A 25,468-nucleotide genomic window follows, 5' to 3' on the forward strand; every position below is an offset into this window, starting at 1 on the left:
TGCAGACCTGCGTCGCTGCGCTCCGACTGCCTGTCCAAATGGACGTGGATCAGGTGTCCAAGTGAGCATGGAACGAGTGTCCAAATGGTAGCGGTCTGAGTGTCCAAGTGGCGTGGAATGCGCAGGAGGCAGCTCTGCTGGCGATTGAGCGCGAAGCGCTCACAGGAATCTGCGAAACGCTGCAAATCTACGACTGCTGCGCAGCCGATCGCGGGCAGAGCCCCCTCCTACAGGTCCCATGTTTGCTGCGCGACAGCGCGGCGCCATGGCGACGGGCGATCTCTCATCAAACATAAAATAAATCATCGATTTTATTGAATTAAAAACACAAATTTGTAGGAGGCAGCTCTGCTGGCGATTGAGCGCGAAGCGCTCACAGAGATTTCTGAAACGCTAGCATTTTACGACTGCTACGCAGCCGATCGCGATGGTCCGGCATTCCGGCAGAGCTCCCTCCTACATCCAATGTTTGCTGCGCGACAGCGCGGCGCCATGGCGACGGGCGATCTCTCATCAAACATAAAATAACCTATTGATTTTATTGAATTAAAAAACACCGCTTGTAGGAGGGAGCGGGCGGCGATCCGTCTCTGCTGGCGATTGAGCGCGAAGCGCTCACAGAAATCGTCGAAACGCTGCAAACCTACGACTGCTGCGCAGCCGATCGCGATGGTCCGGCATTTCGGCAGAGCTCCCTCCTACATGTTGCTGCGCGACAGCGCGGCGCCATGGCAGCGGGTGATCTCCTACAGGGCTCAGTACCCCAGCGACAACCCGGTATTACGCCGTGGATCGTTGGCGCCGTAATACTTGTTGTTGCCCACCGGCGTGCCGTTCAGCGCCGGTGCCCCGACCAGTATCGCGGCCAGGTGGTTAGGGTCTTGCGGGCCTGCAAATTTATGCCCCCAGCCTTCGAGAATCTTGCGCGTGTCGGGGCTGATGGCGAAGTTCTCCAGGTTGGTTTCTTCAGGCAGCCACTGCTGGTGGAATTTCGGCGCATCCACCGCTTCCTGAATGTTCATGCCGTAGTCAATGACATTGAGCATGGTCAGCAAGGTCGCGGTGATGATCCGGCTGCCGCCCGGCGTACCGACCACCATCACGGTCTTGCCATCCCTGGTGACGATGGTCGGGCTCATCGACGACAACGGCGCCTTGCCGGGCGCGATGGCATTGGCCTCGCCCTGTACCAGGCCGTACATGTTGGGCACGCCGACCTTGACGGTGAAGTCGTCCATTTCGTCGTTGAGGATAACGCCGGTGTTGCTGGCCATGACCCCGGCACCGAACCAGTCGTTGAGGGTATAGGTCACCGACACCGCGTTGCCCCACTTGTCGACGATCGAGTAATGCGTGGTGTTGTTGCCTTCATGCGGCGCAACGCCCGGCGCCAGGTCTTTGGAAATTGCCGCCTTTTGCGGGTCGATGGCCTCGCGCAGTTTCGCTGCGTACTTTTTGTCCAGCAGATGCTCGACCGGGTTTTTCACGAAATCCGGGTCGCCCAGGTAACTGTTGCGGTCGACATAGGCGTGACGCATCGCCTCGATCTGATAATGCATGCCCTGGGCCGAACGGAAGCCCAGGTCCTGCATCGGGTAGCCTTCGAGAATGTTCAGAATCTGACAGATCACCACACCGCCCGAGCTCGGCGGTGGCGCGGAAACAACGTGATAACCACGGTAATCGCACTCCACCGGCGCCAGCTCACGGGTCTTGTAGCGATCAAGGTCAGCCTGGACGATGATGCCCTTGCCGGCCTTGCTGGAGCTGACAATCGCATCGGCCACCCACCCCTTGTAGAAACCGTCCTGGCCCTTGCTGGAAATCTCGCGCAGGGTTTTGGCCAGGTCTTTCTGCACCAGCTTCTGGCCGACCTGCATCGGCTTGCCGTCGATGAGAAAGATCGACCCTGAGTCCTTCATGTCTTTCTTGAAATCTTCGGTGGCGGTCCACAACAGGTCGACGTCGCCCTGCTCCAGCACAAAACCTTCGTCCGCCAGCTTGATCGCCGGGGCAATCAACTCCGCGCGCGGTTTGCTGCCGTATTTTTCACGCGCGTATTCCATGCCCGACACCGTGCCCGGTACACCGACCGCCAGGTGCCCGCGCGAGCTGAGCCCGGGGATCACGTTGCCGTCCTTGTCCAGGTACATGTTGGCGGTGGCGGCCAACGGAGCTTTTTCGCGGAAATCGAGAAAGGTCTTCTTGCCGTCCGCCATCTGCACGGTCATGAAGCCGCCACCGCCCAGATTACCGGCGGCCGGGTAAACCACCGCCAGCGCATAACCCACCGCCACGGCAGCATCCACCGCATTGCCGCCGGCTTTGAGCACGTCGACACCGACATGGCTGGCCAGGTGCTGAGCGGTGACGACCATGCCGTTTTCGGCAGCGACCGGGGCGGTGGAGGCGGCGAGAACGAAGGGGCTTTCGACAAGCGCAAAGGAAACAACGAAGAGTGCAGCCAGCTTGCTGTACATCATGGGCAGAGTCATCCTTGTCCAAGGTCTGATAAAGGGGCCGTGCAGCAGCAGCCCCCGAAAGAGCATAGCGGCAAAACGACAGGAGGCCGCACCGGCCTCCTGTTTCGGTTACTGGAACTCGCCAGACACCTCGGACCACAGGCTGACGGGTTGGCCGCGGCCCTTGAACAGTTCGATCTCGCGCTTGATTCCGGCGCTGATCTCCCAGCCCGGCAAATCGACGATGATCAGCTCTTGCATCGCGTCCATGAACACCGCATCGACCGGCGCCCACAGTTTGCCGATGGCGGCATTGTCCTTGCCTTCGAAAGCCAGGTTGATCGGGTGTGACATCGACACCTGACTGAACACGGCGTGGCCCGATTCGATGATCGCTGCCGCAACTTTATTGCACGCCACAAAGCGCTCGTGAATCACCGACTTGTCAGCGTGGCTGTAAGGGCAGGCCAGAAAAATCTTTCTCATTGCATTCTCGTTTTTGGTTGGGTGATGAAGATCAGGCCGGGCGCAAGGCTTCGCCCTGCGTAGCCGGGTCACGCTGTTCGGCGGCACGATCGGCCGCTTCATAGCGCAGCGCCGCCGGCACGGAAATCCTGATGGCAATCGCAACCGCCAGCAGGCCACCGAACAGCTTGGCCAACAGCACCGGCATGATCAGGCCCGGCTGGAAATTCGCGGTAAAGGCCAAGTGGTCGCCGATGGTCGCCTGGGCACAAACGCCCATCGCCACGCACAGCACCTTGTCACGGGCGTTCATGGTCTTGAACATGTGGTACACCGCGATGATGTTGGCCAGCACCATGACGAACGCTGCGGCGCCGGCGCTCGACAGGCCGAACTGCTTGCCCAGCACGGTCATGGGTTTGCGGCAGTAGCGCTGGAACAGGTAGCAGATCGGAAAGGTGCCGGCGAGCATGATGCCAATGTAACCGGCGATCTCGATGGCCCGGAACAGCTCCTTCTGGTCAGCGAACATCGGGTCGAAACCCCATACGCCGAAGGTCTTCATGAAGAAGCCGGTAAAGTGCTCGACGATGGCCAGTGCCAGGATGATCTTGATGAAGGCGTCCATGATTTTGCCGAACACCAGAAAGCCGCTGACCATCAGGTTGGCCCGGTAACGCAGGCCGGCCGCAATGGCGAAACAGAACACGAACAAGGGCGCCAGCAACTTGATCGACGCGACGAAATCCAGGGTCAGGTAGTGCAGCGCCGGCGAGTTGGTCGAAACGATGTCGCGCACCGGAATGTTGAAGGCGGTGATCATCAGCATCGAGGCCAGCACCGCAAACGGAATGCTGATCAGCCCCGCCATCGCCCCCAGCGCCAGGTACTTGTGGTCCTTGCGCTCCAGCATCATCAGGCCGACCGGAATCAGGTAGACGATCGTCGCCCCGGAGGTGTAGCCCACGATCATCGCGGTGATCCACACATCGCGATTGCTGGTCAGGGCATCGGCCAACTGGTAGCCGCCCATGTCCACCGCAATGATCGACAGCGCGGCAATCGAGACATCCGAGCCCAGCAGGCTGAACCAAGGCCCCAGCGCCATTTCGATGAAGCGCGACAGAAACGGAATGGAAATCATGATCCCGGCCTGCGCCAGAAACACCGGCCCGATGGAGTGGATACCATTGACGAATTCACGGCCCAGGCCGCTGTCGGGTTTAAGCACCGACGCACACGCCCCGATCACGGCGCCCAGCATGATCAGCCAGATCACATAGTTGCCAAACTCAGCCATCACTTTCCCCTTTATCTGTTTTTATTGAACGCCCGCCCTTTTCAGAGCCGGCGCACCGATACTTCTGACCGGTTATCAACCACATCGCATGCCATTCGTTGTTTTTCTGTGGTTTTGTGTGGGAAAGCCACTGGATTCGGTCAAAACGGCTGCGTATGCTGATCGCAAGCCCCGTGGCATCTGGCCTGCATCCACGCCAACACCTGGCGGCAAAACCACCGTTTGCACTTCTCGATGGCTTGCGCAACGCTCGTAAAACCGGCCGTGTGCGCCCTATGGGTGCCGCAGTAACACGGGTGCGCTAACACAGAGCTCTCCAACCGTTACACAGAGGTAAAGATGCGACCGGGTGAAAGACGCCAACACATCCTCGAATTACTGCGCCAGCGCGAACGCATCTCGGTCGACGAACTGGCCCGCGCGCTGAGCACCTCACAGGAAACCATTCGCCGCGACCTCACGGTGCTGGCCGATGACGGGCAAGTGACCAAGTTTCACGGCGGCGCTTCGTTACCGCCGCGCGGTGAGCATGAGAATGCCTTCCAGACCCGGATGAACGAGTTTTCCCAGGAAAAACGCACCGTGGCGCGCTATGCCGCCGGCCTGTATGCGCCAGGCGACAGCATCCTGATCGACACCGGCACCACGACCCTGTTTTTCGCCAGAGAACTGGCCAGGCTCAGCCGCATCACGGTGATTACCAACTCGCTATTGATTGCCCAGAGCATCGGCGCCAGCGGTAACCGGGTGTTCATGATCGGCGGCGAATACCGCCCGGAGTCGGAACAGAATATCGGCGCACTGGCCATGGAGCAGATTGCGCGCTTCAACGCCGAACACGCAGTGGTTACCATCGGCGCATTGAGTGCAGACGGCGCGTTCGACTTCTCGATTGAAGAGGCTGAAATCACCCGCGCGATGATTGCCCGAACCCGCTACCTGACGGTGATCGCGGATTCGTCGAAGATGGGCAAGCGCGCGTTGTTTCAGGTGTTTCCGCTGCAGCGCATCGACCGGCTGATCATTGATCGCAAGCCGGTCGGCGAACTGGCCAGGGCGCTGGCCGAGGCACAGGTGGAAGTGCATGAAGCGACACCGGCGCGGCAAGGGCCGGGTTATTGAGCGCTGCGTTACGGTTACCGCCACCCCCTGCAACGCTGCACGGCCTGGCCGAAGGTCTCGCGCCATTCCAGGGCTTGTGCGGTTTCTATGCGTGGGCGGAACTGCGTGCTGGTGTTGCGCGGTGGGGTCAGTTCGATGCCCAGGCCCTTGGCCGCCAGCGCCGCGCAACCAAACGAGGTCAGTTCATCGAAGCGCTGGGTGACGATGCAGCGCTGCAAGGTGTCGGCCAGAAACTGCGCGAAGTACGGGCTGCGCGCCAGGCCACCGTCGATGGACAATCGGTCGCTGACATTGAGAAACCCGTCCATGGCGGTAATCACTTCGGCACTGCGCAGCGCCACGCCTTCGAGCAACGCCTGGCACATGTCCTGACGCGTGGTGCCGCCGCTCATGCCGACCCACAAAGCGGCTGCGCTGCGGTCCCAGTGCGGGCAGGCCAAGCCTGAAAGCGCCGGCACAAACGCCAGTTGCCGCGAGATGGCCGGCGGCTCGGCAAAGGCTGCCAGTTCGGAAAAGTCGCTGAACAGCCCCAGCCGCCCTGCCCACTCCACCGCAGCACTGGCGTCATAGACGCCGCCGTCCATGGCGTAGGTCGGCTTGCCGTCGATCTGCCAGGCGATGGTCGCCAGCAGGCCTTTGTCCGGCGCACGAATGATCTGCTCGCCGGTCACCGTCAAGGCAAATGCACCGGTGCCGAAAGTGATCTTGGCGTCGCCCTGGTTTCTGCACCCATGCCCATACAGCGATGCCTGCTGGTCGACCAGTGAGGTGGTGACCGGCGTCACGCCGATTTCGCCAAAGTAGCCCACCGTGTCGCGAATCTCCGGCAAGGTCTCGATGGGCACGCCAAACAGTTCGCACAACTCAGGGTCCCATTGCCCGGTGGAAAGATTCATCAGCGAGGTTCGGGACGCGGTGGTGACATCGGTGGCGAACACGCCGGTCAACCGGTCCAGAAACCAGGCATCCGTAGTCCCAAGGCGCAGGCGCCCGGTGCTCAGGGCTTTTTGCGCAGCCGGCAGGTTGCGCACGATCCAGGCCAGCTTGCTGGCGGAAAAATACGGGTCCAGCGCCAGCCCTGCGCGCTCAAGGGTCAGCGCTTGCGCGCCATCGGCCTTGAGCCTGGCGATTTCGGCCCAGGTGCGGTTGTCTTGCCAGACGATTACCGGCGACAGCGGCTCGCCGGTTCTGGCGTCCCAGGCCAGGCAGCTTTCGCCCTGATTGGCGATGCCGATGGCGTCGACCCGCCCGGTCGCTTCCAGGCAGCGCTGAAGGTTATTGAGCAGTTCCAGCGGGTCATGCTCGACCCAGCCGGGCTGCGGATGATGCTGCTGATGGCGCAGCGAGAGCTGGATATCGGCAGACCCGTTTTGAGTGACGACCAGTACCCGGGTGCTGGTTGTCCCTTGGTCGAGAGCGGCTATACGCATGGTTGGGGTTTCCTCGAAAATCTGTTCATTGCTCGACAAAGTCGACTTCAATCCGCTGTACGCCATGCGGCACCTTCAACGCCGCAATCGGCACCAGGATGCGCCGCTCCGGCAGCGCCGAGGTCGCACGCGACCACAATTCGCGGCCATCGGCGCACACCCGCAAACGCCCTTGAGTGGCCTGGCTGACGCGCAATTGCAGATGCTGCAAACCGGCCCCAAGGGACGGGTTCAGCCGCTGCGGTACACACAGCTTTAAACCGGTCTGGCAGACAATCTCGATGTCGGCGGCGCTCGTCGTCAGCTCACCGCGCAAGTCGCGGGCAATGAAGGTGGCGATCTTGCGGCCTTCTCGGTACGACCAGCCGGCCGTCTCGATCGGGCGCAGCAAATTGCCCGCCGCAAAATAGGCAGGGTCCGAACAACGCCCGTACTGATCGATGGCCGGTCCGCCACTGTGCGGGTCGAGCGTCAGATCGCTCAGGCGCACCAGGCTCGACTCCGGCACAAAGCGTCCGGTCAGCAACACGCCGTCGCAGGCAAACTCTTTGACGTTGCCATCGGCCAGCCTGACGCTGGCGCCTTCGACACGGCCGGTGCCGTGTACCTCAAGCAACTGCGCACCGAAATGCATGGGCACACCACACAGCCTTGGAAACAGGGTCAAGGGCCAGCGCGCGGTGCCTCGCGAGTTGGCCTCGATCATCGCCACCGGCTTGATGCCGGCGCGCCGGCAACTCCATACCGACGACAGGCTGACCAGTTCGGTGCCGACGATCAGCGGCCGCTCGAACGGCTTCAAGTGCTCGACGTACAGGTACGACTGCAAGGCGCCGGTGTTGATCACGCCCAACGGCCGGTCGCCGCCCACTAAACGCGCCGAGCGCGGTGTTTCGCGGGCGCCGGTGGCGATCAGCACGCGCCTGGCGCGCAATGTGGCCGGGCCTGCCGGGCTGACCAGCTCCAGACGGCCCTGACTGCCCAAGTGGGTAATGGTGTGCAAAAGGCGGATATCGACGCCAGCCTTTTGAGCCTCGCTGACAGTGCGCCGTGCGTACTGCGGGCCGGTATAGAGACGGGCGTATTCGCGCAGGCCAAACGGCGGATGCGCGCAATGCCGGGGAATGCCACCGGCCTGGGCTTCGCGCTCCAGAACCACGACCTTGTCGATGCCCTGGCGGCGCAGTTCGATGGCGGCCGCCAGCCCCGCAGGACCGGCACCGATGATCGCTACATCCACCGATTCGATGTTCAAATTGTCACTGAGGCTCATGGCAGGCACCTGTCGCAAGAGGAACAGCAAGACGGCCAGCGCTCAGTTCGGCCACCCGCGCCCCGCAATAAAAACCCTGGCATCGGCCCATGCAGGCCCGCGTGCGGCGCTTGAGACCACCCAGATCGCCGGGCGGCAAGGCACTGCCGAGGGCCGCACGAATCTCGCGCAGAGTGACCATTTCGCAATGGCAGACAATTTCGCCGTAGCCCGGCTGCTGATAATCGCGCGGCCGATGCTCGGCCAGGTTGGGCAGGCTCGGCCACTTCAGGTCTTCGCTCATAACCGGCGCATGATGCCCTTCGTACAGGGTGAACACATGCCGGGCGATGCCCAGCGCCGCCGTCAGACCGGTAGAGCGAATGCCGCCCACGGTGATCCAGTTCTTGCCCTCGACCTTGTGGATTCGATACTCCTTTTTCTCGGTCGCCGGGCGCAGGGCGGCGTAGGTCGCCGTGACCGGCATGCCGTGCAGCGCAGGAATACGCTGCACAGCCGCATCGACCAGTTGCTCCAGCACCTCGCTGTCGAGCCGTGCATGCAGCCGGTCCTGCTGCTCCTCGGCGGTCGGGCCGACCAGCAGATTGCCGTACACGGTGCGGGTCAGCACGATGCCCTTGGTACGCTCGTTGGGCACCGGCAACACGATGTTGCCCAGATAGCGCGAGGCGGCCTTGTCGAACACCACGAACTGGCCCTTGCGCGGGTGAATGGAAAAACTCGCTTCACCCAGCAGTTTCTGCTCCAGATGATCGCCGAACAGGCCGGCACAGTTGATGACCGTTCTGGCCAGTACCGTGCCCTGCCCGGTGCTCAGCCGCCAGGTCTGGCCATCGAACTCGCCGCCGCTGACCTCGGCATTGAACTGCACGCGGGCGCCATGCAGCAAACCTTGCAGCACATAGCCCAGCGGCGCCGACCACGGGTCGATCAGAAACTCGCCCGGTACCTCGACGGCGCCCAGCGCATTCAGTGCCAGATGCGGTTCACGCTGGCGGATGTGCTCGCGCCCGATCAGGCGCGCGTCGCTCACGCCATTGTCGTGGGCCTGGGCAACGATGCCGTCGAGCTTGTGCAGGTCTTCCTCGTTCCAGGCCACCACCATAGCGCCGGACTTGAGCAGCGGCAGCGACATATTGTGGTGAATCTCGAGGTATTCCTGATAGCCGTCCTGCATGCACTGCAATTCAAGGCTGCCACGCGGCGCATCGAAGCCGGTATGCAAAATCGCACTGTTGCCCTTGCTGGCGCCCGACAGAATATCGGCGCTCTTTTCCAGCAACAGCACGCGCGCGCCCTGCAACGCAAAGCGCCGCAGTACGGCGCAGCCCACCACGCCGCCGCCGATCACGACGACATCGTAGGCTTGTGGGTGAATCGGTATCGGATGGGTCATGTTCCTGCCTGTCTGGACTGCCTGTCTAAAGAAGTCGGCTTGCCCAGAACAGTTGCAGTGCACATGCCATTGACCGATTGGATGAACAGATGACTGCCCGATCACACTCAATCGGGCATAAATCGGGCATCTATCTGTGGAGTAACCGTCTTGCGGGTCAAGCAGCCTCAGGTAGCCATCGCCGCAAGTTCTGACTCCTTGCGCACTGACTGCTTTTGGCCTGGCCCGAAGCAATCGGTCAGGCAGGCGGATCGGTCACGACCTGTGGACTCGGTCAGCCGTGCCACACAGTGCTACCGTGCTGCACAAAACCGCAGCAAAGGGTTACCGGTGCACGCTTTTTTGACGCACACCCGGCTTATTGCGGCTCAGCCTGAAGGGGTCGATAAGAGGCTTTTTCCGAGGTTTCCGGCATCAACAGCAGGTACAGGACAAAGCCCACGGCGGCCACCGCCGCCAGGGTCATGAACGCATGGGCATAACTGAGCTGGACAATGATCACCCCGGCGACCGTGGCGCTGATCGAGGCGCCCACGCCTTGCGCGGTCGCAATGGCGCCCTGGCTGATATTGAAGCGGCCAGTGCCGCGTGTGAGGTCGGCCACGACCACCGGAATCAACGCGCCATAAATACCGGCGCCGATGCCGTCCAGGCACTGCACCGCGACCAGGTAATACGGGTTATCGGAAAAGGTGTAGAGCACACCGCGAATCGCCAGCACCGCAAAGGCCAACAGAAAGATCGGTTTGCGCCCGAAGCGGTCGGCCGTTCTGCCTACCACAATCGCCACCGGCACCATCACGCACTGCGCCGCGACGATGCACAGCGCCACCAGCGAGGTGGCGCTGTCCTTGCCGACGATATGGGTGAGTTGCTGGCCAATCGAGGTCAGCATCGCCGCGTTGGCCAGATGAAAGATCGCTGCCAACAGCGCCAGCAGCATCAAGTGCCGGTTCGACAACAAGACCTTCCAGGCCGACACCGGGGGATGTTGGGGATCGTGCGCCGCACCCTCTTCCAGACCCCGCGCCAGATCGTTGTCGATCTCGTGCGCCGGCACGCGCCACAAGGCGGCAATCGAGGCAACCGCCATCACTGCCATCAGCCAGAACACCACCATCGGCCCGAAGGCATAACCGAGCATGGCGGCCAGCGCCGCAGAAGCCGCATTACCGGCATGGTTGAAGCCTTCGTTACGGCCGATATGCCGGGTGAAGGCGGCAGGACCGACGATGCCCAGGGTGATGGCTGCCAGCGCCGGGGCAAAGATCGCTGCCGCCACCTGTGCCAACGATTGGGTCAACGCCACCGCATAGAAGCCAGAAATCAGCGGCAATACCAGGCAGCACAGCGTGACAACAAGGGCTGCGATAGCGACCATGCCGCGCTTGCTGCGCGTACGGTCGATCAGCGCGCCCATCGGTGTTTGCGCCAGCAACCCGGCCAGGCCCGCCAAGGTCATGACGAAGCCGACGGTGGCCTCGTTCCAGCCTTCGCCGGGACCACGCACTGCAATCAGGTAAATGGCCAGATACGGTCCCAGGCCATCGCGCACATCGGCCAGGGTAAAGTTGAGCGCATCGAGGCCGCGCCGGGTACGCGGTGAAGGCTCACCGCGCCTGGCTGCGATAGAAGAAGGAGTGGCTGACATGGAAGGCTTCCAGACAATGGAGTGGTAACTCCCCCTGCCCGGCCGCGCCAGCAAAGGTTACGAAATATGACCAAGGCCAATCGGCGCAGTGCCGGTGTCGGCGCAAAGAAATATTGCGTTCGTTACTGGCCGCTCAATACATCCACTTCTGCACGATCTCATCGCCCAGATGCTCGCGCAGCAGGTCTTCATTGTCCTCTTCACCATGGGCTTCGAGCAGGCACTTGAACATGAGCACATCGAGGTACTGACCCACGTCGGTGAAGATTTGCGTAAGCATCGGCGAGTCGTCGTGATCGAAGTACCAGACCTCGCCGGCTTCGCGGTGAAAACACCACAGGTTGCCGTTGCCCAGATAGTCGCCGAAGGCAATCAATGCATCGACCAGCGCCCACTGCTGATCGGCGTCAGCGGCATCTTGCAGAATGTCGGTAATGCCGGGATAGGCATCACGCAACGGCTCGATGTTGGCGTATTTGGCGGGCGTCACGCTGCACAGCGTTTCAGCCAGGTTCAGCGTGCCTATGTGCTGGTGATAACGACGCAGCAATGGGGGCAGCGAGCACCCCAGACGCTGTTCGAGTACATCCAGCGCCTGAATACTGACCGGGCTGAGGGGGTCGGGATTTTCCCATTGCGCAAGATGCGCCTGGGCGCAGGCACGCCACCAGTCCAGGCGTGTGCTGTCATCGGCAAATTGTGGCCATGCCAGGGGCGGGATTTCGCTGGCAGGCTCCGGTGTGTCGTTGGTTGTATTCATTCAAGCCCCATCAATTCAAGACGCTATCCATTCAAGACGTTATCGCCGCCAGGTCATCGTCGAGAACACGCCGTCGCGATACACCCAGGCATGCAGCAGTGCCGCCGACAAGTGCGCCAGCACCGTGGCAAACAGGGTCCAGGCCAGCAGGCCGTGGGCATCGCGCAGCCAGGCATAGGCCTGTGGGCTGGCCGGCACGATGGCGGGCAGGTTCCAGCCGCTGAACACCGTGACCGGATAGCCACCGGCCGACAGCAGCGCCCAGCCCAGTACCGGCAACGTCAGCATCAGGGCATAGAGCATAACGTGCGAGGCCTTGGCCAGGAACGCCTGCCAGCCCGGCACGCTGGCCGGCAACGGTGGGGTCTTGTGGGTCAGGCGATTGATCAGGCGCACCAGCGCCAGCACCAGGATCGCCAGGCCCAGCGGCCGGTGCAGGTCGATCAGGAAAATCCGGTGGTGCACCGAACTGACCATGCCCACGCCGATAAACAGCATGGCCAGAATCATGAATGCCATCAGCCAGTGCAGCACGCGCGCCAGGGTATTGAAGTGGCGTGGCGATTGATCGTTGGACGGCTTCATGGCGCGCTCCTTTGTTCGGCTGGATTGCCAACCGCATCCGTGGCTTTGCCGTAACCGATTTCCCGTTCGCGTGCATTGAACGAGCGCGAATAGGCCGCCGAACGGGCAACAAGGATCGGGTCGTTGGACAGGTCGACGCCGACCGGCACGATGGTCGGGTCGAAATTGATGTCACGGCAGGCGCCGGTGGCCTGATCGGCAACCTGGGTGACTTCCAGCGTCCCGGCCACCACTTGCTGGCGGTCGGCGGGCCATGGCTGCGACGGGTCATCGACCGGGTCACCGGGCTGCGCCACTTGCATGACAAAGTCCCAGTAAAGCGGCTTGTCGGCCAGCTTGTTCTTCAGGTCCTGAAACAGAAAATCCTGGCCGGCCTGTGCGCTGCGCTCGACAAAGGCGTCGTGTGCACGCATGTGCCAGCGCACCGGCACGCGCTTGCCATGCGCCGAAGTCAGGATAAAGGCGTTGATGCCATGGAAATCCACCCCGGAATAACTGCCGGGCGCCGGTGCTGCCTTGGCGCGGTCGAGAAATTTCTGCGCCTCGGGGTACTGCTGCAGAAATTGCGCAACCTGTTCAGGGACCGGCTTGCCGGTGGCAGGATCAGGGGTCATGGCTTTTTGCAGGGCCAGAAAACCTTCGGCGTCATGGGTGGCGAAGTACGGCTGGTTGTTCATCGCCATGCGCCATTGCTGGTTATCGTCGGTGGTCATCAACAGCGCCATGCTGATGGTTTTGGTCGAGTCATCGCCGGCAAACGGGCTGCCGGCGCCTACCGAGAAGCGCCCCACGATCGGTGTTTGCGGCTGCGAGAAAGCCCGCGCCTTCGACAGCGCGCGGCCTTCGTCGGTCGGGCGAAAGGTCGCCGCAAAGCACAGGCCCTTGCCATGCGCCCGGCGAAAGCCCGGCGGAAAGGTCGGCGAGGCATTGACGAACGCCTTGGCGGTGACCCGTTGACCGACCCAGCCAGCGCTCCAGGCAAAGGCCAGCGCCAGGGAGCCGGCAATGACGCCGATGACCGCTAACGGCCACCACCTGCGATTATTGGCGTACTGTGTTTTCGACATGAGATGAACAATTCCGAATGATGGTTGCCGCACACCGAGTACGGCATCAGTTTGAGATCACAGCCTGATAACGCTAGTTCAATACACCAGCACGACTGAACCTTGACTGATCAGCGTACTGATTCAGCAAACAGACGGAGTTTTTTGGAAACTTGAGCGCTCAAGCGACTCAAACAGACATTAGGGCAGCTACAAGCTTGAAGCTCCAAGCTCGAAAAAATACCGATGCAATGCCCAACCACCCGCAGAGGCAATTAGCAATGAAAGTACTGATGGTTCTGACCTCCCACGATCAACTCGGTGACACCGGCAAGAAAACCGGCTTCTGGCTCGAAGAGTTCGCGGCGCCCTACTACGTGTTCAAGGATGCCGGTGCGCAGGTGGTGCTGGCTTCACCGGCCGGCGGTCAGCCGCCGCTTGACCCGAAAAGCGATGAACCTGATGCGCAGACCGAAGCGACGCATCGCTTCAAGGCTGACGGCGCCGCCCAGGACGCGCTGGCCAGCACGGTGAAACTCGACACGGTCAAGGTCGAGGACTTCGACACTGTGTTTTATCCCGGTGGCCACGGCCCGCTGTGGGATCTGGCCGAGTCGCCAACCTCTATCAACCTGATCGAAAGTTTTCTGCGCACCGGCAAACCGATTGGCTTTGTCTGCCATGCGCCTGGCGTGCTGCGTCATGTCAAAACCTTCGATGGCGCGCTGTTGATCGAGGGCCGTCGGGTGACAGGCTTTACCAACAGCGAAGAAGAGGCCGTCGGCCTGACCGATGTGGTGCCGTTTCTGATCGAGGATGAATTCAAGAAAGCCGGTGCGCTGTATGAGAAAGGCCCGGATTGGGGCGTTTTCGTGGTCGAGGATGATCGACTGGTGACAGGCCAGAACCCGGCAAGCTCCGAGGCGGTGGCCGAGAAGCTGATCGAACTGGTCAAGGAATATCGCTAAAGGTTGTTTGCCAATCGCGTGTTGGAACACCGTCGTCGTAGGAGTGGCTTTAGCCGCGAAGGGCAGCACCACGCAAATCAGCGGTGCCTGTTTCCCGGCTAAAGCGGTTCGCCGCCCGGCCGGTCCTACGGTTCGCCACCCGGTCGGGCCGAGGCTTAAAACGCCGTCACCACCGTCACTCCCGCCGTTTCAAAGCGGTCCATATTCACCAGCGCATCGATGGACTGTTCCAGGCTGATGGTTTTGCCCACCAGTTTTTCCGGCGCCAGCTTGCCCGAGGAGATCATCTCGATCATCGCGCCGTAGCGGTGCGCCTGCATGCCGTGGCTGCCGACGATCTCCAGCTCATGGCCGATGACTTTGCTCATTGGAATGGCTGGTGTGCTGTGGTCGGCGAGCATCAAGCCCACCTGCACGTGCCGGCCACGCCGGCGCAGGTTGCTGATCGAGTTGAAGCAGGTGGTCGGGTGCCCCAGCGCGTCGAGTGACACGTGCGCGCCGCCTCGGGTAATTTCCTGCACGGCCTCGACCACGCTGGCGACCTGGCTGGCATTGATGGTTGCCACCGCGCCCAGCGAGCGCGCCAGTGCCAGCTTGTCTTCGGCAATGTCGATGGCGATGACATTGGCGCCGACCGCTTGCGCGATCATCACCGCCGACAGACCCACACCGCCGCAACCGTGCACCGCCACCCATTGCCCGGCGCTGACCCGGCCCTGGTCCACCACCGCGCGGAACGAGGTGACAAAGCGGCAGCCCAGGCTGGCGGCGGTGGCGTAATCCATGTTCTCCGGCAGCGCCACCAGGTTCAGGTCCGCCTGATGAATGCCGACATATTGCGCAAACGAGCCCCAGTGGGTAAAACCCGGCTGAAATTGCGTGTGGCAGACCTGCTGATTGCCGCTGTTGCATTCCGGGCACGCGCCGCAGCCGCCCACGAACGGCACGGTAATGCGGTCGCCGACCTTCCACTTTCTGACGTCCGAGCCCGTGGCGACCACCACGCCGGCCAGTTCATGGCCGGGCACATGCGGCAACTGGATGTCCGGGTCGTGACCTTTCCAGCCGTGCCAGTCGCTGCGGCACACGCCGGTACCCAATACCTGAACGACCACGCCGTGACGCTCGGGCGTGGGGTCATCCACGGTCAAAAGCCTGGGCGGCTGGGAAAAGGCTTCGTAGACAACAGCTTTCATGGGATCACCTCGGTCTGAAAATGCGCTGACAACTCCCTGAAAATTATGAATGAGCGCTCTGAAATTACTTTGCAGATTGCAATTGACGCTTCCTGAACAATGAAATTAGGCTTCATTAAACCTTAAAAGACCGAAGGATTCTTTCATGACACCCGTTCTGGATAAGCTGGATGTTGCACTTGCAGAGCGCCTTCAGCGTGACGGCCGATTGTCGAATGTGAAGCTCGCCGAGCAACTGTCGCTCAGCGAAGCGTCCTGCTGGCGCCGGCAAAAGCGCCTGGAAGAAAGCGGCATCATCGAGGGTTATCAAGCGGTGCTGAATCGCAAGCAACTGGGGCTGGGGGTCATGGCCTTTGTGCAGATCTCCTGCCATGAGCACAGCGAAGAAGCGACGGCGCTTTTCGAACGGATCATCGAGTCGGCCCCGCAAGTGCTCAGTTGCCACAACACCACAGGCGAAGCGGATTATCTGCTGCAAGTGGTGGCCAAGGATCTGGACGGCTACAGCCGCTTTGTCGAGAAAGTGCTGCGCAAACTGCCGGGTGTTTCCAGCATTCGCTCCAACCTTTCGTTGCGCGAGCTGAAAACAACCAACAGATTGCCAGTGAGCGAATTGCTGAGTATCTGACCCAGGCTCAGCCGCGCTGTCCCACCTTCACCCACGCCATCAGCAAGGCTGAAGACAGCACGCCAACGGTCATGAAGATATAGGCCGCGCCCGGATTGCCGGTCAGGCCGATCAGGTGGCCAACGATCCACGAACCGACAAAGGCGCCCAGAGCGCCACAGGCGTTGATCAGCCCGATTGCGCCGCCGAATACATTGGCCGGCAGAATCTCCGGGATCAGCGCAAAGAACGGCCCATAGGGTGCATACAGCGCAGCGCCCGCCACGGTCAGCAAGGCAAACGACAGCCAGAAATGGCTCGACCCCAGCAGGTACGAGCAGAAGAACGCCAGCGCGCCCAGCGCCAGCAGCGGCCAGACAAAGTGTTTACGCTGCTGGGTTTTGTCTGATGCCCACGACACCAGCAGCATGGTTGCCACTGCCGCGACGTAAGGCACTGCGCTCAACCAACCCACCGTGACGATGTCGGCGGCTGCGGCCTGCTTGATGATGGTCGGCAGCCACATAATGAAGCCGTACACGCCGATGCTCCACAGCGCATGCACGCCGCACAGCTGGATCACCACCGGGCTGGTAAAGGCCTGACGGTAGTTACGCACCGCCTTGATGCCCTTCTGCTCTTCGGCCAGTACAGTGGCCAGGCGGCTTTTCTCGGCATCGGTCAGCCAGGTCACCTGCTCGGGTTTGTCGCGTGCCAGGCGCCACCAGACAAAGGCCCACAACACCGCTGGCGCGCCTTCGATGATGAACATTTCACGCCAGCCCCAGGCCTGGATCAGATAGCCCGAGAGCACCGACATCCACAGCACCGTGACCGGATTGCCCAACACCAGAAAGGTGTTGGCGCGCGAGCGCTCTTTGCGGGTGAACCAGTTGCTGATGAAGATCAGCATCGCCGGCATCACCGCCGCCTCGACAATGCCCAGCGACACCCGGATGAACATCAGCATCGGGATATTGGTCACCATGCCGGTGGCCATGGCGCACAGGCCCCAGAGAATCAGGCTCCAGAACACCAGTTTGCGCACGCTGTATTTCTGCGCGTAAATCGCCCCCGGTACCTGAAAGAAAAAGTAGCCGAGAAAAAACAGCGCGCCGATCAGCGACGAGGTGCTCTTGGTGATGCCCAGGTCCTGCTCGATGCCGGCGGCGCTGGCGAAGCCATAGTTGGCGCGGTCCAGATACGCCAGGCTGTAGGTGATGAAAATCAGCGGAATCAGGTACAGCCAGCGCTTGGTCGCAAAACCTTTGGTCAAGGTGGTTGCCGCGCTGTTGTGCTCAGTAAGCGTCGTCATGGATTAACCCTGTTGTTGTTGTTTTCAGGACTGGAAAAACCGTTCACACCACGCAGGTCATGCCGCCGTCGACGAACAGCGTCTGGCCGTTGATGAAGTCGGAAGCCGGGCTGGCCAGAAACACCGCCGCGCCACACAGCTCATCGACCCGCCCCCAACGCCCGGCCGGCGTGCGCTTGCACAGCCATTCGGAGAACGCCTGATCGTCGACCAGCGCCTGGTTCATTTCGGTGGCGAAGTAACCTGGCGCCAGGCCGTTGGCCTGGATGCCGTGACGCGCCCATTCGGCGCACATGCCTTTCGTGAGCATTTTCACCGCGCCCTTGGAGGCGGCATATGGCGCAATGGACGGCCGCGCCAGCTCGCTCTGCACCGAACAGATATTGATGATCTTGCCGCGCCCGCGCGTGATCATGTGCCGGGCCACGGCTTGGGAGACGTGGAATACGCCGTCCAGATTGACCTTCATGATGTCGTGCCAGTCGCTGGCAGCAAACTCCTCCAGCGGCGCACGGCGCTGAATACCGGCGTTGTTGATCAGTATGTCGATGGCGCCGATACGCGCTTCGAAGGCATCGATCGCCTCGAATAACTGTGCACGGTCGGTGACGTCGAAAACGGCGATCTCAGTGTTGATGCCCTCCTCGCGCAGTTGCTCGGCCACCTGCTGCGCCGTCTCTGCATTGCGATGATTGATCACCACGGTGGCACCGGCGGCGCCCAGCCCGCGCGCCAGCTCCAGGCCAATGCCGCGACAGGAACCGGTGATCAAGGCGTTACGCCCATGCAATTGAAAACTCTCGACAGTGAATGCCATGCTGTTGTTCTCCACGCCATTGAAGTGGCAATGCCTTTGCCGTCACTTCACCCCAGCGCGAGAATCACGTCCAATCGTCATTGCTGATCTGGTGATCAAAATCCATGATCAGTGTTTTTCAGTCCTTCACTGCCGAGCCTCCGAATGGAAATCAAACACCTGCGCGCGTTCGTCATCCTTGCTCAAGAGCTGCATTTTGGCCGTGCCGCGCAACGCCTGGCGATTGTGCAGCCGGCGTTGAGCATGCAGATCAAGCTGCTGGAAGAGGAGTTGGGCGTGCGTTTGTTCGAGCGCAACCGGCATTCCGTGGCCTTGACCGCCGTGGGTGCGCTGTTTTTGCCTGAAGCCCAGGCAACCTTGCATCAAGCCGCGCATGCCGCCGATGTGGCCAGGGCCGGCGGGCGTGGTGAAATTGGCCGTGTGCGCCTGGGGTTTGTGTCCTCGGTGCTGGCAGAACTGCTGCCAACGCTGATCCGCACCCTGCACGAGCGCTTTCCACGTATCGAACTGGAACTCAAGGACATGCCCGGCCCGGATCAGGCGGCGGCATTAAAACAAGGTCAGCTGGATTTTGGTCTGATGCGCTTGCCGGTCAGCTACCCCGGTATTCAGACGCTGGCGATGCTGCAGGAAAGCGTGGTGATTGCCATGCCGCACGATCATCCGCTGGCGGCGCGCAACGCTTTGCAGCCCGTAGACCTGGCGCAATGGCCATTGCTGGTGCTCGCGCGGCGTTATGCGCCGGGGTTTCATGATGAGTTGATGCAGGCGCTGAAAAACCACGACACGCCGCTGACCATCGCCTCCGAGCTTGGCGAGTTCACCACCATGCTGGCGCTGGTATCTGCTGGCCTGGGCATTGGCCTGCTACCCGCCAACGCCGCACGAGCATTGCCGGGTAATGTGGTGGCCAGGCCCTTGCTGCTCGGTGATTACCGGGCAACGACGGGGCTGGCCTGGGTTGAGTTGAACAGCGCGGTGAAAACCACGGTGTTCAATTTATTGAATGAACAGCGGCTGGATTCGAGGCAGTCCTAAGTCCCCAACTCAATCCGGTAATACGCCTGTGCGGTGCGCCAGAAAAAAGCGTCGCGCTGCTCAGGTGTATCCCCGGCCAGAAAATCCGCCATATGCCGCACCAGCTCGCCATAACCAATGCGCAACCCGGCCACCGGAAAATTGCTGGCAAACATGCAGCGATCATGACCGAACATTTCCAGCGTTTCGCGCACGATGCTGCGGTTTTCATCGACTCGCCATCCTGGTTCCGGCAACCCGAACTCCGAGACCTTGACCGCCACCCGAGGCAAGCGCGCCAGCGCCTGCATGCCGCGCCGCCAGCCGGCCAGCCCTTCGGGGCTACGGTCCCAAGGCAGCCCCGTGTGGTTGAGAATCACCGGCAAGTCGGGAAAATGCTCCAGCAACTGCGCCGCCTCTTCGAGGTGCCACCAGGGTACGCGCAAGTCCCACGACAAACCGTGTTCTTGCAGCAGTCGCAAGCCAGCGTGCCAGGCAGGGTCCTGCAAACTGCCCGGCGCGCCATGAACCGAGTCCCGCTGCCCTGCCCCTTTGGCTGTCACCGGTTTGCAGCGGATACCGCGCAGCAGCGGCGATTGCCCATGCGCCTCAAGCATCGCCTGCGCCGTGGCGGTATTGGTCAGCGGTGCCCAGGCGACCAGCACCGTGGGCAACTGCGAGTATGCATTCAACTCGGTCAGCCACTCGGTCTCCGCCACCGGGTTGACACGCGAATGCTCGGCCTCGCAATGCACCGAGGCCAGCAGGCGAAAATCACGGGCATCGCGTTGCAGGTCTTCGGGCAGGTAATCGCGACGCAACGCCCGGTAGTCGCCCAGAAAGAAGCCGGGTTCGCCCTCCCCCTGTAGCCAGGGATAGTCCAGCCGGGACAAGTCCCAGAGGTGGTGATGGGCATCGATCAGGGCGAGTTGGCTCATACCACGATCACCTGCGACACATCGGGCTCCAGCAGGGTGTTGAAGTAGCGGGTCACTTCGCGGGTGTGCAGGTCAAGCATGCCGACCCGCTGGTCCTTCAGGGTGACGAAGGCCAGGTCTTTGGTGGGGTGAAAACTCATCGCAATGGCGGTGCTGGCCAGATCGATACGCGCCAGCTCATTGAGCGCGGTGTCGAATACCGACAGCGAGGTTTCGCCGTAGTTGGTGACATAAAGCAGGTTTTGCCGATCACGATAGATGCGCGTCGGGTCGATGCCGGTTTTGCCACGGGCAACGATCTCCAGGCTGTCGGTGTCCACCGCCACGATCGAGTTGTCGCTGCGGGTGGCAACATACAGCACTTTTTCGTCGGCACTGAAGCAGTTGCCTTCCGGGCGGCTGCCCGGCTGCAGAGGCTTGGGCGCCTGCGTCGGGTCCTGCGGTTTCAGGCGGGTGACGGTGTTGCTGAGCAGGTTAAGGGCAAAGGCCGTCTCGCCGTCGCGTGTCAGGGCGACCAGATGGCTTTTGTAGCCGCCCGACGGAATGGCCCGGTCCGGCACATCGCGTTCTTGCGGTGCATCGAAAATCAACAGGGTCGAGTCGCCTTCGCTGAGCACGTAAAGACGCCCTTTGTCGTCCATCGCCAGGCCGTGCGGGCGCCGATATGGCCAGATGTCCAGGGTGCGCACGTGCTTGCGGGTCTGCAGGTCGATGACAAAAATCGAGGTGCCGCCCTCGCCTTTATGGCTGGAGGTTTCGATACCGTAATGGCCGACATAGGCGAAGCGGTTCTGCGCGTCGACGACAAATTCATGGGGAAAATCCGGCAGGCGGATGTGCTCAAGGGCATCGCCGCTTTCGACATCATAGAAACTGAAGGTGTGGGCACATTTTTCGACCAGCAGCAGTATTTCGCGACTCATGATTGGATACTCCGGAGTTGTTATTGGAATTAACGTTCGCAACGAGCAGGTAAAAACAGGGCCAGCAACGCGGCCAGCGCCAGCGACATAGCCAGGGCGTAAATGCCCGCGCCCTGGTCGTAATGGGTGATCAGTACGCCGACGATGTACGGGCCACAGAACCCGCCCAGATTGCCCAGTGCGTTGATCAACCCGCGCGCACCGCCCGCCGCTTCTGCGCTGAACAGCTTGGGCGGAATGGTCCAGAACACGCCCGCCGCCGATTGCAGAAAGAAGCCACAACCGACCAGCGCACTGTAGGCCAGCCAGATGTTGTCGCGCAGCACCACCGACATGAACAGGCACGCCGCGAACCCGGCCAGCGGAATACAGACGAAAATGCGCCGTTTGCCGGTGCGGTCAGACAGGTTGGAAAACAGGAACATGCCCGCCAGTGCGCCGAGGAACGGCAGGATCGACAGCATGCCGACCATGCCCATGCCGCTGTGGGTCAGGTTCTTGATGATGGTCGGCAGCCACAGGGTGAAACCGTAAATACCGAACTGATAGAAGAAGTTGACCGCAATCAAGTGCCACAGCGTGCTGTCGGGCAAGATCTGCCGAAGCGACTGGTTGCCCTTGCCTTCCTTGTGCAGCCCTTCCTGTTCGGCGCGCAGGGTATTGACCAGGTAATCGCGCTCTTCATCGCTGATCCATTTGGCCTCCTGCGGGCGGTCGCTGATGGTGAAACACCACAGCACCATGACCAGCGCCGACAACACCCCGGCGACGATGAACAGCATGCGCCAGTCATAGACCGCAATGATCCAGCCGGCCAGCGGCGCACTGACAATCCCGGCCAGTGGCACGAACATGATCACGATGGCATTGGCCCGACCGCGTTCGTGGTCCGGGAACCAGTTGGCAATCATGGTCAGCACCACGGGCAACATACCGCCCTCGGCCACCCCGAGGGCAAACCTCAGAATCAGCAGTTCATATTCGTTGCGCACAAACCCCGTGAGCACCGACAGCACGGCCCAAGCCAGCAACGACCAACCGATAAAGGTTTTGCCGCTGCCGTGCACGGCCAGTTTGCCGCCCGGCACCTGCAAGAACAGGTAACCGATAAAGAAGATACCGCCGGCAAACCCCACCATGCTGGCCGGCACGCCCAGATCGCTGGCCATGCCGCCCGGCATGGCGAAGGCGATACTGATGCGGTCCATGTAAGACATGATGCAGGTGATCAGAATCGGTGGAATCACTCGCAGCCAACGCTGGCTGGCGACCCGTGTCGCGGAGGATGCAGCGGCGCCTGAGGCCGCTTCAATAGTGCCCGTCATACTGGAGTCCCTTTTATTGTTGTTAGTGGCAAGCGGGGTAAACGTGATCGTTTAAAACTGGCCATCCACCAGGCGCCGGATCCCTAGCGGGTTGGCGTCCTTGAGCGCCTCGGGCAGCAAGGCATCGGGGTAATTCTGGAAGCACACCGGTCGCAGGAAACGATCGATGGCCAGCGAACCCACCGAGGTGCCGCGTGAGTCGGAGGTCGCAGGATACGGCCCGCCATGCACCATCGCATCGCAGACTTCGACGCCGGTCGGGTAGCCATTGAGCAGGATGCGCCCGACCTTTTCCTGCAACGCTTCCAGCAGCCAGGCATGGCTGGCCAGTTCCTGTTGCTCGCCAATCACCGTGGCGGTGAGCTGGCCGCCCAGACCATCGAGTGCCTGACACAGCATCGCCTGATCGTCGAGTTCGACCACCACCGTGGCCGGGCCGAAGACCTCCTCCTGCAAGACCTCGTCGCCCTCCAGCAACAGCCGCGCCTGGGCCTGGAACAATTGCGCGCGGGCCTGATTGCCCTGTTGTGCCTGCCCGGCCAGATGGGTGATGCCCGGATGTTCGTGCAGGCGTTGCAGGCCGTGCTCATAGCTGGCCAGCGTGCCGGCGTTGAGCATGCTTTGCGGTGCCTGGTCGGCCAGTTTGGCGCCCAATTGCTCAATGAAGGCGCTGAACGCCTCGCTGCGCACGCCGATCACCAGACCGGGGCTGGTGCAGAACTGGCCACAGCCGAGCGCCACGGAACCGGCCAGTTCGCCGGCAATCCGCTCGCCATGCAGGTTCAGCGCCTCGGGCAACAGGAACACCGGGTTGATGCTCGACATCTCGGCGAACACCGGAATCGGCCGTGGTCGCTGCGCCGCCAGTTGGCTCAAGGCATTGCCGCCCTTGAGCGAGCCGGTAAAACCGACCGCCTGAATTGCCGGATGGCTGACCAGCCATTGGCCGACGCCGCCGCCATAAATCATGTTGAACACGCCTGCCGGCATGCCGGTGCGTTCAGCGGCGCGGATGATGGCTTCGGCCACCCGCTCGGCGGTTGCCATGTGCCCGCTGTGTGCCTTGAACACCACCGGGCAGCCGGCCGCCAGCGCCGAGGCGGTGTCGCCGCCCGCGGTGGAAAAGGCCAGCGGAAAATTGCTCGCACCGAACACGGCGACCGGACCGACGCCGATGCGGTACTGACGCAGGTCTGGCCGGGGCAGCGGCTGGCGGTCGGGCAAAGCGTGGTCGATCCGTGCGCCATAAAAATCGCCACGCCGCAGCACCTTGGCAAACAGGCGCATCTGGCCGCTGGTGCGCGCCCGCTCGCCTTGAATACGGGCATTCGGCAAGGCAGTTTCGGCACACACCAGGTCGATGAACGCGCTGTCGAGTGCGTCCAGCTCATCGGCGATGCTGTCGAGAAACCGCGCCCGTTGCTCGGCCGGCAGGTTACGGAAAATCGGGTAGGCCGTTTGCGCCGCACGTGCGGCGGCGTCGACCTCGGCTTCGGTGGCTTGCACAAAGGGGTGCGCCAGCGGCTCGCCGCTGCTGGCTACCACGCTGTGCTGCAAGACCGTGCCTTGCGCGCTGCGTTGGCCGCCGATGAAGTTGTGTCCATTATTCGATGACATGAAAACCTCGTTAGCCATGACGCCGCCGACTGTGGGCGACGTCGACAGGCGCTGATCACTCGATGATGTTGAATTCGCTCAGGTACTCATCGGAGATTTCCAGGCCCAGGCCGGGCTTGTTGTCGTCGAGCTGGATAAAGCCGTTGACCGGCTGGGGCTCGCCCTTGAACACGTAATAGAACAACTCGTTACCGACCTCGACGTCGAACACCGGGAAGAACTCGGCCATTGGCGAAGCGGTGGTCGACATGGTCAGGTGATAGTTGTGCATCTGCCCGGCATGCGGAATGACCGGCACCGACCAGGCCTCGGCCAGGGCGTTGATCTTGCGCGCGGCGGTAATGCCGCCGACGCGGTTGGTGTCGTACTGGATCACGTCGACGGCGCGGCGCTCCAGCAGGTCCTTGAAGCCATACGAGGTGAACTCGTGCTCGCCGCCGGAGATCGGCATGATGCCCATCTTTTTAAGCTCGATATAACCTTCGATGTCGTCGGCAATCACTGGCTCTTCCAACCAGCGCGGCTCGAACTCGGCCAGTTTCGGCAACATGCGCCGGGCGTATTCCAGGGTCCAGCCCATGTAGCATTCGAGCATGATGTCGACGTCGGGACCGGCCAGTTCACGCAGCGCACGGACCTGCTCGATGTTGCGGCGCATGCCGGCCGGGCCATCCTTGGGACCGTAGCCGAAGCGCATTTTCAGCGCGTTGAAACCCTGGCTCAGATAGCCCTGAGCTTCTTCGAGGAACAGGTCGAGGTTGTCGTTGGCGTACAGCTTGGAGGCGTAGGTCCAGATCTTTTCCTTGGTGCGCCCGCCCAGCAGCTTGAACACCGGCTTGTTGACCGCCTTGCCCATGATGTCCCAGACCGCGATGTCGATGGCCGAGATGGCCGCCATGCCGATGCCTTTGCGGCCCCAGGCGTGACTCTGGCGGTACATTTTCTGCCAGATGTATTCGTTGTCGAACGGGTCTTCACCAATGGCGATCGGCGCCAGGTAGGTGTCGATGATTTCTTTGGCGACCCGTGGTGCCAGGGCGCAGTTACCGATGCCGACGATGCCGGTGTCGGTTTCGACTTCCACCACCAGCCAGCCGTGGAAACGGAACGAGCCCATGGCGTCGCCACGCTCGAACAGAATGTCGCTGGCATTGGTGCAGAAGTGCGCCTGCGGAGGAACGACCTTGCCTTTCCACTCGAATACACGGGTACGAATCGCTTTGATTTTCATGCGTCAGGTTTCCTTTTCCAGTGC

At 61.6% G+C, this 25,468-nt stretch carries 22 protein-coding genes; 4 read left to right on the plus strand and 18 right to left on the minus strand.

Annotation, left to right across the window (positions count from 1 at the left end):
• Window positions 1-755: 755 nt before the first annotated feature.
• The 3 genes from ggt to eutH form a co-directional block, all read right to left on the minus strand.
• On the minus strand, window positions 756-2,480 hold the full coding sequence (ggt, locus tag ACYP2A_RS19410) for a gamma-glutamyltransferase (RefSeq protein WP_459747617.1): 1,725 nt from the start codon (window positions 2,478-2,480) through the stop codon (window positions 756-758).
• Between the two features lie 111 nt (window positions 2,481-2,591).
• On the minus strand, window positions 2,592-2,948 hold the full coding sequence (locus ACYP2A_RS19415) for a DUF1937 family protein (RefSeq protein ID WP_459747375.1): 357 nt from the start codon (window positions 2,946-2,948) through the stop codon (window positions 2,592-2,594).
• Window positions 2,949-2,979: 31 nt separating this feature from the next.
• Complete coding sequence (eutH, locus tag ACYP2A_RS19420) at window positions 2,980-4,227, minus strand: ethanolamine utilization protein EutH (protein ID WP_459747377.1); 1,248 nt, start codon at window positions 4,225-4,227, stop codon at window positions 2,980-2,982.
• A gap of 339 nt (window positions 4,228-4,566) precedes the next feature.
• Between eutH and ACYP2A_RS19425 the strand changes: the two genes are divergently transcribed.
• Window positions 4,567-5,349: a DeoR/GlpR family DNA-binding transcription regulator gene (locus ACYP2A_RS19425; protein ID WP_459747379.1), complete on the plus strand. Its 783-nt coding sequence runs from the start codon at window positions 4,567-4,569 to the stop codon at window positions 5,347-5,349.
• A 14-nt stretch (window positions 5,350-5,363) separates the two neighbouring features.
• Here ACYP2A_RS19425 and ACYP2A_RS19430 read toward each other — a convergent pair whose 3' ends face one another.
• The 7 genes from ACYP2A_RS19430 to ACYP2A_RS19460 all read right to left on the minus strand — a co-directional run bounded on the left by ACYP2A_RS19430 (window position 5,364) and on the right by ACYP2A_RS19460 (window position 13,511).
• A complete protein-coding gene (locus ACYP2A_RS19430; RefSeq protein WP_459747381.1) occupies window positions 5,364-6,779 on the minus strand; it encodes an FGGY family carbohydrate kinase in 1,416 nt (471 codons plus the stop codon).
• A 25-nt stretch (window positions 6,780-6,804) separates the two neighbouring features.
• Window positions 6,805-8,052, minus strand: a complete 1,248-nt coding sequence (locus tag ACYP2A_RS19435; protein ID WP_459747383.1) for an NAD(P)/FAD-dependent oxidoreductase — start codon at window positions 8,050-8,052, stop codon at window positions 6,805-6,807.
• On the minus strand, window positions 8,039-9,448 hold the full coding sequence (locus ACYP2A_RS19440) for an FAD-dependent oxidoreductase (protein ID WP_459747385.1): 1,410 nt from the start codon (window positions 9,446-9,448) through the stop codon (window positions 8,039-8,041). Before ACYP2A_RS19440 ends, ACYP2A_RS19435 begins: the two co-directional genes overlap by 14 nt.
• Before the next feature lie 358 nt (window positions 9,449-9,806).
• The gene (locus ACYP2A_RS19445) at window positions 9,807-11,099 is read right to left on the minus strand and encodes an MFS transporter (RefSeq protein WP_459747386.1); all 1,293 of its coding nucleotides are present in this window, start codon (window positions 11,097-11,099) and stop codon (window positions 9,807-9,809) included.
• A 133-nt stretch (window positions 11,100-11,232) separates the two neighbouring features.
• Window positions 11,233-11,859: an SMI1/KNR4 family protein gene (locus ACYP2A_RS19450; RefSeq protein ID WP_459747388.1), complete on the minus strand. Its 627-nt coding sequence runs from the start codon at window positions 11,857-11,859 to the stop codon at window positions 11,233-11,235.
• Window positions 11,860-11,898: 39 nt separating this feature from the next.
• Window positions 11,899-12,444, minus strand: coding sequence for a cytochrome b (locus tag ACYP2A_RS19455; RefSeq protein WP_459747389.1), 546 nt, complete (start codon window positions 12,442-12,444; stop codon window positions 11,899-11,901).
• Window positions 12,441-13,511, minus strand: a complete 1,071-nt coding sequence (locus ACYP2A_RS19460) for a catalase family peroxidase (RefSeq protein ID WP_459747392.1) — start codon at window positions 13,509-13,511, stop codon at window positions 12,441-12,443. Before ACYP2A_RS19460 ends, ACYP2A_RS19455 begins: the two co-directional genes overlap by 4 nt.
• Window positions 13,512-13,771: 260 nt before the next feature.
• On the opposite strand from ACYP2A_RS19460, the gene ACYP2A_RS19465 reads away from it, so the two are divergent.
• Window positions 13,772-14,458: a type 1 glutamine amidotransferase domain-containing protein gene (locus ACYP2A_RS19465; protein ID WP_459747393.1), complete on the plus strand. Its 687-nt coding sequence runs from the start codon at window positions 13,772-13,774 to the stop codon at window positions 14,456-14,458.
• Between the two features lie 155 nt (window positions 14,459-14,613).
• On the opposite strand, the gene ACYP2A_RS19470 is transcribed toward ACYP2A_RS19465, so the two are convergent.
• On the minus strand, window positions 14,614-15,654 hold the full coding sequence (locus tag ACYP2A_RS19470; RefSeq protein ID WP_459747394.1) for a zinc-dependent alcohol dehydrogenase family protein: 1,041 nt from the start codon (window positions 15,652-15,654) through the stop codon (window positions 14,614-14,616).
• 145 nt (window positions 15,655-15,799) lie between these two features.
• On the opposite strand from ACYP2A_RS19470, the gene ACYP2A_RS19475 reads away from it, so the two are divergent.
• On the plus strand, window positions 15,800-16,282 hold the full coding sequence (locus ACYP2A_RS19475) for an Lrp/AsnC family transcriptional regulator (RefSeq protein ID WP_459747395.1): 483 nt from the start codon (window positions 15,800-15,802) through the stop codon (window positions 16,280-16,282).
• A gap of 7 nt (window positions 16,283-16,289) precedes the next feature.
• Here ACYP2A_RS19475 and ACYP2A_RS19480 read toward each other — a convergent pair whose 3' ends face one another.
• Together ACYP2A_RS19480 and ACYP2A_RS19485 are read right to left on the minus strand one after the other, a co-directional pair.
• Window positions 16,290-17,576 carry an MFS transporter gene (locus tag ACYP2A_RS19480; protein ID WP_459747396.1) on the minus strand — a complete coding sequence of 429 codons (1,287 nt, stop codon included), beginning with the start codon at window positions 17,574-17,576 and terminating at the stop codon, window positions 16,290-16,292.
• A 43-nt stretch (window positions 17,577-17,619) separates the two neighbouring features.
• Window positions 17,620-18,393, minus strand: a complete 774-nt coding sequence (locus ACYP2A_RS19485; RefSeq protein ID WP_459747398.1) for an SDR family NAD(P)-dependent oxidoreductase — start codon at window positions 18,391-18,393, stop codon at window positions 17,620-17,622.
• A gap of 144 nt (window positions 18,394-18,537) precedes the next feature.
• Between ACYP2A_RS19485 and ACYP2A_RS19490 the strand changes: the two genes are divergently transcribed.
• Window positions 18,538-19,431: a LysR family transcriptional regulator gene (locus ACYP2A_RS19490; protein ID WP_459747399.1), complete on the plus strand. Its 894-nt coding sequence runs from the start codon at window positions 18,538-18,540 to the stop codon at window positions 19,429-19,431.
• Here the strand turns inward: ACYP2A_RS19490 and ACYP2A_RS19495 are convergent.
• Genes ACYP2A_RS19495 through ACYP2A_RS19515 form a run of 5 tightly spaced genes read right to left on the minus strand, consistent with a single transcriptional unit; the run spans window position 19,428 to window position 25,444 of the window.
• Complete coding sequence (locus ACYP2A_RS19495; RefSeq protein WP_459747400.1) at window positions 19,428-20,348, minus strand: amidohydrolase family protein; 921 nt, start codon at window positions 20,346-20,348, stop codon at window positions 19,428-19,430. The two genes, ACYP2A_RS19490 and ACYP2A_RS19495, sit on opposite strands and share 4 nt — an antisense overlap.
• Window positions 20,345-21,271: a YncE family protein gene (locus tag ACYP2A_RS19500; RefSeq protein WP_459747401.1), complete on the minus strand. Its 927-nt coding sequence runs from the start codon at window positions 21,269-21,271 to the stop codon at window positions 20,345-20,347. The genes ACYP2A_RS19495 and ACYP2A_RS19500 overlap by 4 nt, the downstream gene beginning before the upstream one ends.
• Window positions 21,272-21,300: 29 nt before the next feature.
• Window positions 21,301-22,596 (minus strand): MFS transporter, encoded by a 1,296-nt coding sequence (locus tag ACYP2A_RS19505; protein WP_459747402.1) that lies wholly within the window; start codon window positions 22,594-22,596, stop codon window positions 21,301-21,303.
• 51 nt (window positions 22,597-22,647) lie between these two features.
• Window positions 22,648-24,213, minus strand: coding sequence for an aldehyde dehydrogenase (NADP(+)) (locus ACYP2A_RS19510; protein WP_459747404.1), 1,566 nt, complete (start codon window positions 24,211-24,213; stop codon window positions 22,648-22,650).
• A gap of 55 nt (window positions 24,214-24,268) precedes the next feature.
• Window positions 24,269-25,444 (minus strand): L-rhamnonate dehydratase, encoded by a 1,176-nt coding sequence (locus tag ACYP2A_RS19515; RefSeq protein WP_459747405.1) that lies wholly within the window; start codon window positions 25,442-25,444, stop codon window positions 24,269-24,271.
• Window positions 25,445-25,468: the final 24 nt, after the last annotated feature.

It is taken from the genome of Pseudomonas sp. 3A(2025) (genome assembly GCF_054589175.1).

What these genes read in the sequence shown, in the direction of transcription:
- ggt (WP_459747617.1), bottom strand. Translation starts at nt 2,480, where the DNA reads ATGTACAGCAAGCTGGCTGCACTCTTCGTTGTTTCCTTTGCGCTTGTC.
- ACYP2A_RS19415 (WP_459747375.1), bottom strand. Translation starts at nt 2,948, where the DNA reads ATGAGAAAGATTTTTCTGGCCTGCCCTTACAGCCACGCTGACAAGTCG.
- eutH (WP_459747377.1), bottom strand. Translation starts at nt 4,227, where the DNA reads ATGGCTGAGTTTGGCAACTATGTGATCTGGCTGATCATGCTGGGCGCC.
- ACYP2A_RS19425 (WP_459747379.1), top strand. Translation starts at nt 4,567, where the DNA reads ATGCGACCGGGTGAAAGACGCCAACACATCCTCGAATTACTGCGCCAG.
- ACYP2A_RS19430 (WP_459747381.1), bottom strand. Translation starts at nt 6,779, where the DNA reads ATGCGTATAGCCGCTCTCGACCAAGGGACAACCAGCACCCGGGTACTG.
- ACYP2A_RS19435 (WP_459747383.1), bottom strand. Translation starts at nt 8,052, where the DNA reads ATGAGCCTCAGTGACAATTTGAACATCGAATCGGTGGATGTAGCGATC.
- ACYP2A_RS19440 (WP_459747385.1), bottom strand. Translation starts at nt 9,448, where the DNA reads ATGACCCATCCGATACCGATTCACCCACAAGCCTACGATGTCGTCGTG.
- ACYP2A_RS19445 (WP_459747386.1), bottom strand. Translation starts at nt 11,099, where the DNA reads ATGTCAGCCACTCCTTCTTCTATCGCAGCCAGGCGCGGTGAGCCTTCA.
- ACYP2A_RS19450 (WP_459747388.1), bottom strand. Translation starts at nt 11,859, where the DNA reads ATGAATACAACCAACGACACACCGGAGCCTGCCAGCGAAATCCCGCCC.
- ACYP2A_RS19455 (WP_459747389.1), bottom strand. Translation starts at nt 12,444, where the DNA reads ATGAAGCCGTCCAACGATCAATCGCCACGCCACTTCAATACCCTGGCG.
- ACYP2A_RS19460 (WP_459747392.1), bottom strand. Translation starts at nt 13,511, where the DNA reads ATGTCGAAAACACAGTACGCCAATAATCGCAGGTGGTGGCCGTTAGCG.
- ACYP2A_RS19465 (WP_459747393.1), top strand. Translation starts at nt 13,772, where the DNA reads ATGAAAGTACTGATGGTTCTGACCTCCCACGATCAACTCGGTGACACC.
- ACYP2A_RS19470 (WP_459747394.1), bottom strand. Translation starts at nt 15,654, where the DNA reads ATGAAAGCTGTTGTCTACGAAGCCTTTTCCCAGCCGCCCAGGCTTTTG.
- ACYP2A_RS19475 (WP_459747395.1), top strand. Translation starts at nt 15,800, where the DNA reads ATGACACCCGTTCTGGATAAGCTGGATGTTGCACTTGCAGAGCGCCTT.
- ACYP2A_RS19480 (WP_459747396.1), bottom strand. Translation starts at nt 17,576, where the DNA reads ATGACGACGCTTACTGAGCACAACAGCGCGGCAACCACCTTGACCAAA.
- ACYP2A_RS19485 (WP_459747398.1), bottom strand. Translation starts at nt 18,393, where the DNA reads ATGGCATTCACTGTCGAGAGTTTTCAATTGCATGGGCGTAACGCCTTG.
- ACYP2A_RS19490 (WP_459747399.1), top strand. Translation starts at nt 18,538, where the DNA reads ATGGAAATCAAACACCTGCGCGCGTTCGTCATCCTTGCTCAAGAGCTG.
- ACYP2A_RS19495 (WP_459747400.1), bottom strand. Translation starts at nt 20,348, where the DNA reads ATGAGCCAACTCGCCCTGATCGATGCCCATCACCACCTCTGGGACTTG.
- ACYP2A_RS19500 (WP_459747401.1), bottom strand. Translation starts at nt 21,271, where the DNA reads ATGAGTCGCGAAATACTGCTGCTGGTCGAAAAATGTGCCCACACCTTC.
- ACYP2A_RS19505 (WP_459747402.1), bottom strand. Translation starts at nt 22,596, where the DNA reads ATGACGGGCACTATTGAAGCGGCCTCAGGCGCCGCTGCATCCTCCGCG.
- ACYP2A_RS19510 (WP_459747404.1), bottom strand. Translation starts at nt 24,213, where the DNA reads ATGTCATCGAATAATGGACACAACTTCATCGGCGGCCAACGCAGCGCG.
- ACYP2A_RS19515 (WP_459747405.1), bottom strand. Translation starts at nt 25,444, where the DNA reads ATGAAAATCAAAGCGATTCGTACCCGTGTATTCGAGTGGAAAGGCAAG.